This window comes from Roseixanthobacter glucoisosaccharinicivorans (assembly GCF_043195095.2).
Classification (GTDB): Bacteria; Pseudomonadota; Alphaproteobacteria; order Rhizobiales; family Xanthobacteraceae; genus NCEH01.
The window spans coordinates 1,073,637-1,087,952 of record NZ_CM195538.1 but is presented as its reverse complement, the minus strand read 5'-3'; the positions used below and the strand labels follow the sequence as shown (position 1 = coordinate 1,087,952).

16 protein-coding genes are annotated in these 14,316 nt (G+C 67.7%); 8 read left to right on the top strand and 8 right to left on the bottom strand.

Translation table 11 applies throughout. From position 1 onward, the window contains the following. The gene (locus V5F78_RS04730) at positions 1 to 816 is read right to left on the bottom strand and encodes a peptidoglycan-binding domain-containing protein (protein ID WP_394066108.1); all 816 of its coding nucleotides are present in this window, start codon (positions 814 to 816) and stop codon (positions 1 to 3) included. Continuing rightward, on the bottom strand, positions 813 to 2,213 hold the full coding sequence (locus tag V5F78_RS04725) for a sensor histidine kinase (protein WP_394066110.1): 1,401 nt from the start codon (positions 2,211 to 2,213) through the stop codon (positions 813 to 815). The genes V5F78_RS04730 and V5F78_RS04725 overlap by 4 nt, the downstream gene beginning before the upstream one ends. A gap of 330 nt (positions 2,214 to 2,543) precedes the next feature. Here V5F78_RS04725 and V5F78_RS04720 point away from each other — a divergent pair, with 330 nt between their 5' ends. Continuing rightward, positions 2,544 to 2,939: a DUF5330 domain-containing protein gene (locus tag V5F78_RS04720; RefSeq protein ID WP_394066112.1), complete on the top strand. Its 396-nt coding sequence runs from the start codon at positions 2,544 to 2,546 to the stop codon at positions 2,937 to 2,939. Between the two features lie 202 nt (positions 2,940 to 3,141). Further along, positions 3,142 to 3,576 carry a SufE family protein gene (locus V5F78_RS04715; RefSeq protein ID WP_394066113.1) on the top strand — a complete coding sequence of 145 codons (435 nt, stop codon included), beginning with the start codon at positions 3,142 to 3,144 and terminating at the stop codon, positions 3,574 to 3,576. A gap of 16 nt (positions 3,577 to 3,592) precedes the next feature. On the opposite strand, the gene V5F78_RS04710 is transcribed toward V5F78_RS04715, so the two are convergent. The 3 genes from V5F78_RS04710 to V5F78_RS04700 all read right to left on the bottom strand — a co-directional run bounded on the left by V5F78_RS04710 (position 3,593) and on the right by V5F78_RS04700 (position 5,128). Then, positions 3,593 to 4,030, bottom strand: coding sequence for a DUF805 domain-containing protein (locus V5F78_RS04710; protein ID WP_394066115.1), 438 nt, complete (start codon positions 4,028 to 4,030; stop codon positions 3,593 to 3,595). Between the two features lie 130 nt (positions 4,031 to 4,160). Then, positions 4,161 to 4,739 carry a DUF6456 domain-containing protein gene (locus tag V5F78_RS04705; RefSeq protein ID WP_394066116.1) on the bottom strand — a complete coding sequence of 193 codons (579 nt, stop codon included), beginning with the start codon at positions 4,737 to 4,739 and terminating at the stop codon, positions 4,161 to 4,163. Continuing rightward, entirely contained in the window at positions 4,736 to 5,128 is a 393-nt protein-coding gene (locus V5F78_RS04700) for a helix-turn-helix domain-containing protein (RefSeq protein WP_509276630.1), read from the bottom strand. Before V5F78_RS04700 ends, V5F78_RS04705 begins: the two co-directional genes overlap by 4 nt. Positions 5,129 to 5,433: 305 nt before the next feature. Here V5F78_RS04700 and V5F78_RS04695 point away from each other — a divergent pair, with 305 nt between their 5' ends. Then, positions 5,434 to 5,787, top strand: a complete 354-nt coding sequence (locus V5F78_RS04695; protein ID WP_394066119.1) for a hypothetical protein — start codon at positions 5,434 to 5,436, stop codon at positions 5,785 to 5,787. Between the two features lie 184 nt (positions 5,788 to 5,971). Here the strand turns inward: V5F78_RS04695 and V5F78_RS04690 are convergent, their stop codons facing one another. After that, a complete protein-coding gene (locus V5F78_RS04690) occupies positions 5,972 to 6,388 on the bottom strand; it encodes a Ros/MucR family transcriptional regulator (protein ID WP_394066120.1) in 417 nt (138 codons plus the stop codon). A 367-nt stretch (positions 6,389 to 6,755) separates the two neighbouring features. Here V5F78_RS04690 and msrB point away from each other — a divergent pair, with 367 nt between their 5' ends. The 4 genes from msrB (at position 6,756) to V5F78_RS04670 (ending at position 10,866) form a co-directional block, all read left to right on the top strand. Further along, on the top strand, positions 6,756 to 7,226 hold the full coding sequence (msrB, locus tag V5F78_RS04685) for a peptide-methionine (R)-S-oxide reductase MsrB (protein ID WP_394066121.1): 471 nt from the start codon (positions 6,756 to 6,758) through the stop codon (positions 7,224 to 7,226). Continuing rightward, complete coding sequence (locus V5F78_RS04680) at positions 7,216 to 9,315, top strand: S9 family peptidase (RefSeq protein WP_394066122.1); 2,100 nt, start codon at positions 7,216 to 7,218, stop codon at positions 9,313 to 9,315. Before msrB ends, V5F78_RS04680 begins: the two co-directional genes overlap by 11 nt. Positions 9,316 to 9,447: 132 nt before the next feature. Further along, complete coding sequence (locus tag V5F78_RS04675) at positions 9,448 to 9,600, top strand: hypothetical protein (RefSeq protein ID WP_394066123.1); 153 nt, start codon at positions 9,448 to 9,450, stop codon at positions 9,598 to 9,600. 309 nt (positions 9,601 to 9,909) lie between these two features. Next, positions 9,910 to 10,866 carry an amidohydrolase family protein gene (locus tag V5F78_RS04670; protein ID WP_394066125.1) on the top strand — a complete coding sequence of 319 codons (957 nt, stop codon included), beginning with the start codon at positions 9,910 to 9,912 and terminating at the stop codon, positions 10,864 to 10,866. 167 nt (positions 10,867 to 11,033) lie between these two features. On the opposite strand, the gene V5F78_RS04665 is transcribed toward V5F78_RS04670, so the two are convergent. After that, complete coding sequence (locus V5F78_RS04665) at positions 11,034 to 11,780, bottom strand: carbonic anhydrase (protein ID WP_394066127.1); 747 nt, start codon at positions 11,778 to 11,780, stop codon at positions 11,034 to 11,036. A gap of 319 nt (positions 11,781 to 12,099) precedes the next feature. Beyond that, positions 12,100 to 13,305, bottom strand: a complete 1,206-nt coding sequence (locus V5F78_RS04660) for a hypothetical protein (RefSeq protein WP_394066129.1) — start codon at positions 13,303 to 13,305, stop codon at positions 12,100 to 12,102. A gap of 194 nt (positions 13,306 to 13,499) precedes the next feature. On the opposite strand from V5F78_RS04660, the gene V5F78_RS04655 reads away from it, so the two are divergent. Continuing rightward, complete coding sequence (locus tag V5F78_RS04655; RefSeq protein ID WP_394066131.1) at positions 13,500 to 14,096, top strand: superoxide dismutase; 597 nt, start codon at positions 13,500 to 13,502, stop codon at positions 14,094 to 14,096. The last annotated feature ends 220 nt before the right edge of the window (positions 14,097 to 14,316 follow it).

The window sequence follows — 14,316 nt, the reverse complement described above, 5'->3', positions numbered from 1 at the left end:
TCAGTCGATCACCGAGCCGGAGACCGCGATCAGCTCCTTCACCACCCGGTCGGAAATCTCCCCGTCGGGCGGCAGATTGCGGTCGCGCTCGAAGCGCTGGACCGCCAGGCGGGTTTCCAGGCCGGGCTTGCCGTCGAGCTTGAGCGGGCCATAGCCGAGCTTGGCGAGGGTTTTCTGCACGCCGAGAATGCGCGAGGACGGCGCCAGCTCCGCCGGCGGCCGCACCGAGCCGGTCACCGTGTCCGCACCCGAAAGAGCTATTCCCGGCACCCGCGCGGGCGGGCGGGTCGCGACGGCGGTCCGCGCGCCGCCGGGCACCGGGGCCGGCGGCATGAGGATCGCGGCGGCGGCCGCCGCGGCCGCGCTCTGATGCGGAGCGGCCGCGCGCTGCGGGGCGATGTTCATCGGCGCCCCGCCCTCGGGGGGCGCGGCGGGCGCATTGGTGTCGCCGGAAATATTGACCGTGCCGAGAATGCCCCCGGCGGGGGCGGTGGTGATGGGCACCGCCGTGTTCGCCATGAGGTTCGGCGACAGCGCGGCCGCCGGCACGTGGGTGCCCGCCGCCCCGCCGGCGGCCTGCGGCTTGGGCGTCGGCACCGGGGCGATGGGCACGGCGGTGCCGCCCGGCAACGGGCCGGGGCGCGTGCCGCTCTGCATCACGAACACATTGGCGAGCACGGCACCGGTGAGGAGCACGCCCACCAGCGTTGCGAGCCCATCCGCAAAACGCAGCCCGAGCCGGCCGCGCGGGGGTTCCGCGAACGGCATCTCGCCCGGCGCGCCGGACACATGGCTTTCTCCATAATCTATTCTCATGCGCGCCGCCGCTCCCCGTCCGGTTGGGCGGCCGCGCCGGGCCGCGCGAACGGCGCCACGACCACGGCCGGGCGGGTCAGCGGCAGGCTGAGCGTCACCGTCGTGCCGCGCCCGAGCACGCTCGCGACCTCGAACGTCCCCTCGTGCAGGCGCACCAGCGCCCGCACCACCGCAAGGCCAAGGCCGCTGCCGGTGCGCCGGCGCTCCATGTCGCCGGTCTGGAAGAACGGTTCGCCGAGCCGCGCCACGTCAGCCGGCGACATGCCCGGCCCCTGGTCGGCGACGGCAATCAGCAGGTTGCCGCCCTCGACCCGCGCAGAGACCTCCACCCGCGTGCCCGGCGCGCTCACCTTGAGGGCATTGGACAGCAGGTTCAGCAGCATCTGCTTCAAGGCCCGCTGATCGGCGAGGATCGGCGGCACCCGGCTCGACAGGTTGAGCGCGACGCGCACCTCGCGCCGCACCGCCTCGATCGCCATCATGTCGTGGCAGGTCTGCGCGAGGCGGCGCACATCCACCGGCTCGACCAGGAGTTCATACGCTCCGGCCTCGACCCGCGACAGGTCGAGAATGTCGTTCACAACGCCCAGCAGATGCTGGCCGCTGTCGTGGATGATGCGGGCATAATCGGCCCGCTTCTCGCCGTCCATCCGGCCGGCGGCGTCGCCCAGCAGCATTTCCGAAAAGCCGAGGATGGTGTTCAGCGGCGTGCGCAGCTCGTGGCTCATGGCGGCGAGGAACTGGCTCTTCGCGGCATTGGCGCGCTCGGCCTCCTGGCGGGCGGCGGCTTCCTGCTCGGCCTTGGCCTTCTGGGCGCCGATGTCGCGCCAGCAGGCGCGCACGCGCCCGCCCTCCAGCGGAAAGGCGCGCATCTCCATCCACACGAATTCGGGGGAAAGCCCGTCCGCCTCGCAGCGCAGCCGCACCTCGCAGCGCAGGTCATGGGCCACTTGCGTCAATCCGGCCGCACCCGACACCGCGGCGAGAAAGGCCGGCCGGTCCGCCACCAGGATGCGCTCGAACAGGCCGTGTCCCACCAGCTGCGCGCCCGGCAGCGCGGCGAAGGGGAATTGCGCATGGGCGATGGTGACCACCTCACCGGAGCGCAGGTGATGGGTGACGAGGGCAAGGTCCGCGCCCGGCCCGGCGCCGCGCAGGCGCACCGCCGTGCGCGACAACCCGCCGGAAACCCCCGCGAGCGCCGCCGAAACCAGCCCGCAGGCCAGCAGCCACAGGCCGTCGGATGCACCGCCCGAGGCAAGGCCCGAGGCTTCCGCCAGCAGCACCGCCCCCCCGGCGCCGGCGCACAGCAGCGACAGCGCGCCCAGCGCCTGGGTGCTACGCCGCGCCAGGAGCCCGATATCGGCGAGGCTGCCCCGTGGGTCGGACGCAGACATCGCGCGCGCATCCGGCCCAAGCTTGTGTCTCATCACAGTCGCGACACGCAATGGCTGCCCACAGCGCCTTGCGGCGCCCCCTCGTTCATCCCACGCAAGCTTGCACGGCGCGCTTAAACGAACTGCTAAGGCCCGCCCGCCAGCCCGGCCAGCGTTAACGATGTCTTGAAAAGTCGGGGGGCGCGGGGCCGCGCGGGCGCTGCGGCAGGGCCGGCGTTCTGATATCTATGGTTATCCAAAGGTTGAGACCGGCCGCTGTCGGTTTCGCCAAGGAAAATGGTCCAGGCCCCGGTTCGGGGCCGCCTGGGGGAGCTTGAAGCGAGGCGCTCCATGTTCTTTTTGATCCGCATGACGTTCTGGCTCGGCCTGATCCTGCTGCTCTTGCCCATCGGCACGTCCGGGGACGGGCGCGAGGTCGGCCCGTGGCAGGCCTTTGTGGCGGTGCAGTCGGCAGTGGCGGACGCGCGCGGCTTCTGCCAGCGCCAGCCGGACGCCTGCGCGGTCGGCGGCGACATGCTGGTGACCCTCACGGAAAAGGCCCAGGTCGGCATTAAATGGGTGGCGGACGCGCTCGGCCATGCCCGCAGCGATGCCGCCGCGCCCGCCGGAACCGCCTCCAGCCACGGCCTGACCCCGCAGGATCTGGTGCCCTCCTGGGGTGGCGAGCCCGCCGGAACCCCAGCCGCGACGCCCGGCGTGCCCACGCCCCTGAAGCGCCCCGCCTGAAACCTTCGGCCCGGCGCATCCGCGCGCCGCGACCTGCCGGACCGCGACCTGCCGTTTCGGCTCAAAAAATCCCGCCGGCGCGCCAACGCGCGGCGCATTTTTTGCTTGTCTCGACTTTTGCCGGGGCTGCGCGCAGCCTATATGGCGCAGAACCGACCAAGGGCGCCGACACGGCGTCGGCGGTGTCTTACGGGCAGGTGCGATGACAGCGGATCAGGATATCGAGGCCCTGGTGGCCGATTTCGAGCTTCTCGACGATTGGGAAGACCGGTACCGCTTCGTCATCGAGCTGGGCCGCGCCCTGCCACCTTTTCCCGAGGCCGAGCGCACCGACGCCAATAAGGTGCAAGGCTGCACCAGCCAGGTGTGGCTGGTGAGCGGGCGGCGCGACGGGCCGGACGGGCCGGTGCTGGAATTCAAGGGCGATTCCGACGCCCATATCGTGCGCGGCCTTGTGGCGGTGCTGCTCACCATCCTCTCCGGCAAGGGCGCGCGGGAAATCCTGGAGGCCGATCCGCTGGCGGTGTTCCGCCGCATCGGCCTTGAGGGTCATTTGACGCCGCAGCGCTCCAACGGCCTGCGCTCCATGGTGGAACGCATCCGCGCCGACGCCCGCGCCGCTCTCGCCGAAGCCTGAGCGCGCCGCGCGCGTGCTACCGGCCGGGCAGGATCGTGCCCGTCGGCGCCGGCGCGACGGGCGCGCCATAGGCGAGCGGATCGGGCCCGAACCGGTTCGGTCCGCGCGTGCCCGCCAGCAGGTTGAAGATCAGGATCACCAGCGCGCCGATGCCGGTCAGCTCCAGCAGCAGCCACCAGCCGGTGCGGTCCGTGTCGTGAAGCCGACGCACGCTGACCGCCAGGCCCGGCAGGAGATGCACCAGATGCACGATGCCGATGAGAATGCCGTAGCTCTCGAATTCGACCATGCCGTCGCCGGTCTCCAGCTCGCCGCCGAAGAGCACCAGATCCAGCACCTGGGCCGCGATGCTCAGCAAGAGGACCGCAAGGACATAGAACCAGAAATCCTTGCGGCTGGTGCGGCCGGTGAAGGTCGCGTATTGGCGCATCGCCTTCAGATAGGAATTGATCATCCCGCCACCCCATTGCCCCGGCGCGCTCGCACCGCCCCGGCCATTTGAGGGGATGCCGGCGCCGGGTCAAGGGCGTTCCGGCCAAGCGACAAGGGCAAGAAGGCCCCAGGCTTTTGCCCTTGAGCCATGCTCACTCGCTTGCTCCCGGCGGGGCGTGCCAGGCCCGGCCCGGCACATGGGTGCGGCCGTGGGCGGCGCGGGCCAGGCCGTAATGGGCGGCGAGGCGATCGAGGGCGAGCGCCAGCACCACCTTGGCAGTGCGCAACGGCCAGCCGCGTTCGCTTTCCACGCTCTCCAGTCCTTTAAGGAAGCAGCACACATCCAGCAGCACGCCAGACAGTTCCGGCCCAACCGCCTCGATCGCCCGATCCACGCGGCACTTGGCCGCAAGCACCGCATCGCTGAAGGCCTCCGGCCCCGTGCCGCCACCGCCGCCGGTCGCGCTCCAATTGGTGGTCACGCGCGGGGTCAGCTGGGCGCGGGTGAAATCCGCCCGCAGCCGCTCGCCAGCAAGAGCCTGAACCGGGTCGATGAGGGGCCGGCCATCCTTGCCCTTGCGGCGGGCGAGCCAGGCCAGCGGGCTCTCGGCCAGATGCAGCGCCACATCCTGTTCGCGCCCGTCCACCAGCACGCGATGAACCGCGACGCGCGGGCTCGGCCTGCGGGGCGAAGCGCCCCGCCGCACGGGGGATTGGGGATCTGCGCTCATGCCAAATCTCCGAAAACGGCGGGGCCGACGCCCTGCGCGCTGCGCATCGGGAGGGGGCCGCCCTGCCCCATCGCCTGGGCCGCGCAGGCTTCGAGCGCGGACAAGGCGCGATCGAAGTCCGGCGCCTCCCGGCGCTGCTCCATGCGCGCGCAGGCATAGGCGATGGAGGTGCGATCGCGCCCGAAATGATCGGCAACGGCGCCGCGCGGCACGCCGAGCGTCACATGGGCCACATAGAGCGCCACATGCCGGGCCAACGTCACCGGCGCGCGGCCGCGCGTGCCCTCCAGATCCTGCGGCGGCACGTGGACGAAAGCGGCCGCGAGCAGGCGGGCCGCGTGGCAGCGCGCCAGCGCGTCATCCGGCGGCAAAGGTGCGCCGGGCAGCAAGGCTGCGCTTGGGCTGGTGGCACGAGACGCGCACGCGGGCGGCGGCGCGGGGGGACAGGCTTGGCCTCGGCGGGACTTGAGACGCATCACACTCTCCGATTAGAGTATTTATTCCTATATCGGGAGGCGAATAAAATCAAGACGGGAAAGTTTTTTGTGCCGCACCGCGTCTGCGAGATATTTTATATCTAATTTAATCAGAAGCTTAGCCTGCATTTGCGGCGATTTTTCCGCCTCGATTTTTAGGAAATTATCCCCACATCGGAAAACTGAGTCATGCTGCGGGTTCAGCCACAGGAGGCATCATGGCGCCCGCTCCCCGCATACAGACCCCCCGCCATTCCCGCTTGGACAGGCACGCCGCGCCGTCGCGCGCGGCCACCCCGCCGCATGCGTGCCGCATCCGCGCCTATCGCAGCACGGATAAGGAAGAGGCGATTCACGCGCGGCTGGAAGGATTGACTCTATTGACCGCAAATAATCGCGCGGCGGCCCAAAGTGCATTGCGTGCCACGCGACGCTCAGCCCGCAGCGGCCAATGTTATGACCCCGTGCGACATGCGGCTTTGCGGCGGCTGGTTGCGGCTTATGGCGAGGCCTTCCCGAAGGGCGGCCTCAAGCTTTTGCCCAGCGCCCGGCACCCCGCGGACGGCGCGTGACGGGGCAGCCAAAGGTGGGGCTGAGCACTGCACAAATAAAAACGCCGCCCAGCTGGGCGGCGTTGCTTGTAACCGTTTTCTTACTGCCGAAGCCGGCCGCATCCGGCGCCGCCTCCAGGCCCGTTGGCCAAGCCGAGCGCTGCTCGGTCAGGCGGGACCAGACTTGTACGCCGACCTATACAAATCAGCGACGACGACGACGCTGCTGGCCAAGACCCATCTGCTTGGCAAGTTCGGAGCGCGCGGCGGCATAATTGGGTGCGACCATGGGATAATCGGCCGGCAGCGACCACTTCTCGCGATACTGCTCCGGGCTCATATTGTACTGCGTGCGCAGGTGCCGCTTGAGCGACTTGAACTTCTTGCCGTCTTCCAGGCAGATGATGAAATCAGGCGTCACCGACTTCTTAACGGGCACGGCGGGCTTCAGCGGCTCCGGCGCAGCCTCGACCTCGCCCTTGGACACGCGTTGCAGCGCGGAATGCACTTCATTGATCAAGGCGGGCAGTTCGGCGGCTGACACGGAATTATTGCTGACGTAGGCAGAGACGATATCCGCCGCCAGCTCGATATAAGTTGTCGATTCCGATGCTTCGCTCATGGGACTTTCTTCTGGTTTGAAACGGAAATCGAATTAGCATGCGGGACCGGCGAAGCCGTTGCCTCACCAACGCTGTCTTCGGCCCGCGAAGCGACGCTTGCATCGACTCGACGATGGCACCGCCATAGCTAGTTATGTTGAAGGGCAACGAATTGCAAGTTCATTCTCACGAAAAGTACAACTCTTCTTCCTCGCTATTACGCAATCGTGCACGAACCCCTCTCCTCCACTAGCTTGGCCCAAGACCACTTGCACATTGTCTCGGCATATCAAGCGCTTCCCCCCGCGCTCCGGCGGCGGGGCGCGCGACTTGCGGGGCGGCGGGGGAATGCCTACTTCGAGGGAGCGAAATACTGGGAGAGCGCGCGTGAGCACCGAAGCCAAAGCCCCGACATCCAGCGAGATCCCGACCGGCGACAAGGTGGTGAAGAGCGAAGCGGAATGGCGCGCGGAACTCTCCCCCGCTCAATATCGCGTGCTGCGCCAGCAAGGCACCGAGCATGCCTTCACCGGCCCCTATTGGGACGAGAAGCGCGCCGGCACCTATCTGTGCGCCGCCTGCGGGGCGCCCCTATTCTCCTCCCAGACCAAGTTCGATTCCGGCACCGGCTGGCCGAGCTTCTATGCCCCGCTCGATCCCGCCGCCGTCAGCAATCATGAGGACCGCGCCTTCGGCATGGTGCGCGTGGAAAGCCGCTGCGCGCGCTGCGACAGCCATCTCGGCCATGTCTTTCCCGATGGCCCCAAGCCGACCGGCTTGCGGTTCTGCATGAACGGCACGGCGCTCGCGCTCAAGCTGGACGAAACACCTGCCTCCGATACCTCCGATGCGGGCTGATCCCCCGCGGGCGGCCATCCGCCCCACCGAGCGGGTCGTGCACGGCCTCACCCTCACCGACGATTACGCCTGGCTGCGCGCCGACAATTGGCGCGACGTCATGCGCGACCCTTCGGTCCTGGCGCCGGACATCCGCGCCTATCTGGAGGCGGAGAATGCCCATTCAGCCGCCTTCTTCGCGCCCCAGGAGGCGCTGAAAGAAAAGCTGGTCGCGGAGATGCGCGCCCGCATCAAGGAGGATGATTCCTCCGTGCCCGCCCCCGATGGCGCATTTGCTTATTATTCCCGCCATCGGGCGGGCGGGCAGCATCGCCTGCTGTGCCGCGTGCCGCTGCCAGAGGGCCCGGAACAGGTGATGCTCGACGGCGACCACGAAGCGCAGGGAAAGCCGAATTTCCGCCTCTATATCGACAGCCACACCCGCGACCACCGCCGCCTCGCCTGGGCGGCGGACGAGCAGGGCTCGGAATTGTTCACCATTCGCGTGCGCGACCTTGAGACCGGCGCGGACCTGCCGGACCGGCTGGAGGGCGCCACGGGCGACCTCCTGTGGTCCGCAAATGGCGAATATCTCTATTATATCAAGCGCGATCCCGAGCATCGCCCGGCCTTCGTCCACCGCCACCGCATCGGCACCGACCCCGCCGACGACGTGCTGGTCTATGAGGAGAAGGACAAGGGCTTCTTCGTGTCGCTGGGGAAGACCCAGTCGCACGCCTTCGGCCTGATCGCCTGCGGGGATCACGAGACCTCGGAGGTCCATCTGCTGGATCTCGCCCTGCCGGAACCTGAGCCCCATTGCGTGGCGCCGCGCGAAACCGGCGTGCGCTACGACGTGGAGCATCATCCCGATCTCGACGGCAACGACAGCCTGGTCATCCTCACCAATGCCGACGGGGCGGAGGATTTCAAGCTGGTCACCGCCCCGAGCCACGGCACCGGCCGGGCGTGCTGGGTGGATCTGGTGCCGCACCGGCCGGGCCGGATGATCCTGAGCCACGTGGCCTATCGCGGCTTCATCGTGCGCCTGGAGCGGGAAAACGGCCTGCCGCGCATCGTCGTCCGCGCGGTCTTCTCCAGCGAGGAGCACGCCGTCGCCTTCGACGAGGAGGCCTATGCGCTCGGCCTCAATGGCGGCTATCTGTTCGATACCACCGAACTGCGCTTCACCTATGCCTCCATGACCACGCCGGCGGAGGTGTGGGCCTATGACATGCACGCGCGCGGCCGCGCGCTGCTGAAGCGCCAGGAGGTGCCGAGCGGCCACAATCCTTCGGCCTACGTCACCCGGCGCATTTTTGCCCCGGCGAACGACGGGGAGAGCATCCCGATTTCCCTGCTCTACCGGGCCGATACCCCGCTCGATGGGTCCGCCCCGTGCCTGCTCTACGGCTATGGGGCCTATGGCATCACCATTCCCGCCGGCTTTGCCACCAATCGCCTGTCGCTGGTGGATCGCGGCTTCGTCTATGCCATCGCCCATGTGCGCGGCGGCACCGACAAGGGCTGGCATTGGTATGCCGACGGCAAGCTCGACAAGAAGACCAATACCTTCACCGATTTCATCGCCGCTGCCGAACATCTGGTCGCCGCCGGTTTCACCCGGCCCGAGCACATCGTCGCGCAGGGCGGCTCAGCGGGCGGCATGCTGATGGGCGCCATCGCCAACATGCGGCCGGACCTGTTCAAGGGCATCATCGCGGAAGTGCCATTCGTGGACGTACTGGCGACCATGCTGGACGACAGCTTGCCGTTGACTCCGCCGGAATGGCCCGAATGGGGCAATCCCATCGCTTCCATGACGGCGTTCGAGCGCATCCGTGCCTATTCGCCGGTGGATAATGTGCACGCGCAGGATTATCCGGCCATCTTCGCCCTGGCCGGGCTGACCGACCCGCGCGTGACCTATTGGGAGCCGGCGAAATGGGTGGCGCGGCTGCGGGCGCTCGCCACCTCCAGTGCACCGCTTCTGCTGCGCACCAATATGGAGGCCGGCCACGGCGGGGCCGCCGGCCGGTTCGACCGGCTGGACGAAGTGGCGCTCACTTATGTGTTCGCCCTGTCGCTGGTGCAGACGGCAGCGCGCTGAGCCCTCACTGCGGATCGCTCTGCGTCTGGACTATGCGCCGCGCGGATTTTGAGGTTTCATATTACCGTATTGCTAATGGGGGGTGAGGCCTCCTGTGCGGGTGAATCCCTGTCACCCGCACAGGAGGATACGATGAAGGACGAGCAATCCTTGGCAGACTATGTCGCCTCACTCACAGGGGAGCTGCAGCGGCTGGCTTTAGCGAAACGACTGGAGGTCCTCGCATTCTTATTGGAAATGGCGAGGCTAGAGGCTGAAAAGATCGTGCAAGACGCCTTGAAATAACCTGTTCGTCCCGCCGCCTCAGGTCGGCGGGACGTCCCGGCATTTGCGCGCCCGCCCAGCGCTTCGGCCGTTCCTCGGCCCCGGGCCAAATCATCCCGAGCGCATGGCCCGCCAGGTGGAACGCGACGCACGACTATCCGAAGGCGCGATGACGGCGCAGGATTGGATCCGTCGCGGCGCCGGTGCTTTTCTGAGGCTACATGCCTAGGCTAGGGTCAAGCTGGGTCTGCCGGAAGACCCAGCCGATCCCTCTTCGGGTGCCCTCTTTCGAGGCGTTTGCGGGCGCACCTCCATCCTAAAGGCCGAGCCATGAAAATCGCTCTGGAAGAACACTTCATGCTGCCCGACTTCATCCCCTATCTGGACCAGGCCATGCCCAAGGTCTCGGATGAGGGCCGCACGCGCCTGATCGCGGCCATGTCGGATTTCGGCGAACAGCGCCTCGCTGCCATGGCTAGCGCCGGCGTGGACTTCGCCGTGCTCTCCCTGTCCGGCCCCGGCGTCCAGGTGGAGGCGGACACCGCGGTCGCCGTGACGATGGCGCGGCGCGCGAACGATCTCCTGGCGGAAGAGGTCGCCAAGCGACCCGATCGCTACGGCGGCTTCGCCCATCTCGCCATGCAGGATGCGGCCGCCGCCGCCGACGAGCTGGAGCGCTGCGTGCGCGATTTCGGCTTCGCCGGCGCCATGGTGAACGGCCAGACCAACGGCATCTATCTCGACGATCCGCGCTACGACGTGTTTTGGGAGCGCCTCCAGGCGCTGGACCTTCCGCTCTACCTGCACCCGGGCGATTCCTATCGGCTGCCTTATGTGCTGGAAGGCGCGCCGGAATTGCTGAAGCCCACCTGGGAATGGAACATCGAGACCTCGTCGCATTTCCTGCGGCTGGTGTTTGCCGGCGTGTTCGACCGCTTCCCCGGCCTGAAGATCGTGCTCGGCCACATGGGCGAGACCTTGCCCTATGTCCTGTGGCGGCTCGACAGCCGGGCCGAGCTGATCGTCGGCAAGCGGCCGCTGCTGCAGCCGCCCTCGGCCTATTGCCGGCGCAACCTGTATGTCACCACCTCCGGCCAATGCGACAACGTCCCGCTGCTGGCGGCCATCGGCGGCGTCGGGGCGGAGCATGTGTTGTTCTCGGTGGATTATCCCTATGAGGATTCCGCCGTGGCGGGAAAATTCCTCGACGACGCCCCGCTTGACGATGAGATGCGCGCAAAGGTGGCACATCTCAATGCGCGCGCCATCATGCGGCTGAATGCTTGAGCACAGCCGGCGCCCGGCGCGAAAAGGGCGGCGCCAGGGCCGCCCTTTGTGCTGGTCGTCCCGCCCGGCTCAAGCCGGGGCGTAAGTGATGGCAGACAGAAGCTCGGTCGTGACGGGGGGCAGAACGGCGCGCCCTGAACGGACGCGCCCACCCGAGGCGACGGCTCTCAGAGCATCTTCACCTTGCCGGTGGCGATGTCATACACCGCGCCGACCACCTTCACCTTGCCGGCGCTCACCATCTCGCCGATGATCGGCTTGGCTTCGGCGAGCCGGCGGGTGTTGTAACGCACGTTCTCGGCCGTGGCCTCGGCCAGCAGATCCTTCGGCTTGCGGGCGATCGCCGCCTCGATCCCAGGCTTCATGGCACCCACCAGTTCGGGCAAATGGCCGGGCAGCGTCGTGCCCTCCTGGATCACCTTGATGGTGGCGGAAACCGCCCCGCAGCCGGAATGCCCGAGCACCATGATCAGCGGCACGCCGAGGACCTTCACGCCGTATTCCAGGCTCGCAAGGCCATCGTCATTGCCGAAATTGCCGGCGACGCGCACCACGAACACCCGGCCCGGCCCCTGGTCGAAGGCGAGTTCCGGGGCAACGCGCGAATCCGAGCAGCTCAGGATCGCGGCGATGGGATATTGCGCCCGCGCCCGGTCCATGCGGCCGGCGGAATAATCCTTATTGATGCGGGTATTGGCGGCATAGCGGGCATTGCCCTTCATGATCCGCGCCAGCGCCTCGTCGGGCGATATGGCATTGGGGGCGGGGGCCGTCGCGTCTGGCGCGGCGGCCTGCGCGAAGGCCGGGCGGGCGAAAAACGGTGCTGTCGCGGCAAGGCCCGCCAGCGCGAGCCCGCCGCTGAGCAGACGGCGGCGCGAGGGATTGAGCGCGTTGTCGATACAATTCTGGCACATGGCGTTTCTCCTTGGAATGCGGGGCAAAAGACCCCGCCACGGGGAGAGCCGCGCGCTTTGCGCCAGTGCACAGGCCCCCCGATGGAACCATCATACGGCTTCCCCCCTTCGCGTATACGACGGCACTTCCCCAGCGTCTGCGCGCTGCGCTCTGATCGACGAGGATCCGGCCGCGGCCCGCAGCGGCGGAACAAGCAGGTGGAAGGACTGGCGCAAGGAGGCGGGGCGATGGGCACGGGCATAAAAAAATCCCGGAGCGCCAGGGCGTTCCGGGATTCTGTTCGGGTTCGAGATGGCGGCGCGTGCGGATGCGCCCCGCTCAGTTCGCCGGCGGCGTCTTGGAGACGTGGTCGCGCAATTCCTGGAGCGAGGAGAAGCGCAGCACGCCGTCGGGCAGCTCGGCCTGGATCGAGCCGTCGGAATAAAGCGTATAGGCCATGCCGCCGACGATGCCCGATTTGAGAACGGTCGGTTCCGGAATTTCGGTGCGGCGCGCCGGCGGGGCGCCATAGGGGCGGCTCGGCACCGGCGGGGGCGGCGCCGCGGCCGGCTCGGCGGGCGGCAGCTCGACGGGACGCTCCGGCGCACGCTCGGGCATCACGCGCTCGGGCAGGAGATCCGAGCCGATGCGCGGACGCGGGGCCCGCTCTTGAGGCGCACGCTCCTGGGGTGCCCGTTCCTGAGGGGCGCGATCCTGGGGCGCGCGTTCGGGCGGGAAACGATCCTGCGGCGGACGCGGAGCCGGGCCGCGCTCGGCCGGCGCGCGATCCTGCGGCACGCGCGGCTGCGGCATCCGCTCCGGCGGGGCCGCGCGTTCCGGCAGCAGGGGATCCGGCGATCCGCCGAGCGGCATGCGATCGGCGGGGATACGCTCGAAGGGGTTGCGGTCCAGCGGATTCCTGTCCAGCGGGTTGCGATCGAGCGGGTTACGCTCCGGCGCGCGCTCCTGAGGCGGGCGATCCAGCGGATTGCGCACCGCCGGGGGGCGCTCGAAGGCCGGGCGCTCGGCGCGCTCCGGCATCTGCTCCACCGCCCGTTCCAGCGAGCGGTCGAGGGCGCGTTCCATGCCGGCCCGCTCCAGCGCCACGCGATCGGGCACCGGCTCCTCGGCCCGGTCCTGCGGGCGATCCAGCACGCGGCCGCGCCGCTGGTCGGCCACGGGAACGCCATCGCCCAACGGCAGGCGCGCCCGCGCAGGCGGCAATTGCGCCGGGGGCTCATAATCCTCGAGCGGGGTGAAATCGGCCTCGTGGGCCTCGCGCTCGGCATGCTCGTCGGCGAGCGCCAGGGGCGCGGTGCCGGCGGAGCCGTGGCCTTCCAGGACGTCGAAGCGCGCATTGAGGCGCGCCACCTCCTTCAGAACCATGGCAATGCAGATCACGACGATGCCGCCGCTGACGCTCACCGCCCCGGTGGCGATCAACGCATTGCCGAAATTCGAAACGAAGATCGCCGCCCCGAGCGCCAGGGCCAGAAGGCCGACCGCAACGAGGAGCCCACCGAGAGCCACCAGGATTCGCCACATTCTCTCAACTCCACGCACGACCGGCGTGCCCCCGGTCTCATACATTAGAAAGAGAAAGAAACAATTCAGCCCGATGCGCTGTTGTCCCTCGCCCCTGCCCGGCCTATCTAGGTCCCAGTTCAGGCGCCCGCCCCTGCCCGGTCACCGGCGGGGGGGTCGTAGAACTCCTCCCGGACCGAACGCGGAGACGCCAGATGTCTTTCACGCTTCCCGAACTGCCTTATTCTTACGACGCCCTCGCACCCTATATGTCCCGCGAGACGCTCGAATATCATCACGACAAGCATCATCTTGCGTATGTCAATAACGGTAATAATCTCCTAAAGGGAACAGAATTCGAAGGAAAATCCCTCGAGGAGGTGGTGAAGGGGTCGTTCGGCAAGAATGCCGGCCTCTTCAACAATGCCGCCCAGCATTACAACCATCTGCATTTCTGGCAGTGGATGAAGCCCAACGGCGGCGGCGCCATTCCCGGCGAGATCGAAAAGAAGATCATCGCGGACATCGGTTCCGTGGAGAAATTCAAGGAAGACTTCACCGCCGCCGGCATCGGCCAGTTCGGTTCCGGCTGGGCCTGGCTCGCGCTGGTCGACGGCAAGTTCGTCATCACCAAGACGGCGAACGGCGAAAACCCGCTGGTTCATGGCGGTACGCCGCTGCTGGGCGTCGATGTGTGGGAGCATTCCTATTATATCGACTACCGCAATCGCCGCCCCGACTATCTGAAGGCTTTCCTCGAGCACATGGTCAATTGGGACTATGTGGCCGAGCTGTACAGCAAAGCCGCCTGACCATCGCGCGATGCGGCGGTTCGGACCGAACCCGCCAGGACGCGAACCCCTGCGAGGCCGGAGCAATGTTTGCTCCGGCCTTTCTTATATCCGGCTAACTTCCGCCCCCAATACGCAAGATCCGCGCAAGCTTTTGCCTTCAAGCTGATTTAAGAAGCACAATCTTGACGAGCAGTGACAATTGCTGCATCGCAATGCATAAACTTCTTGCATCGCTCAC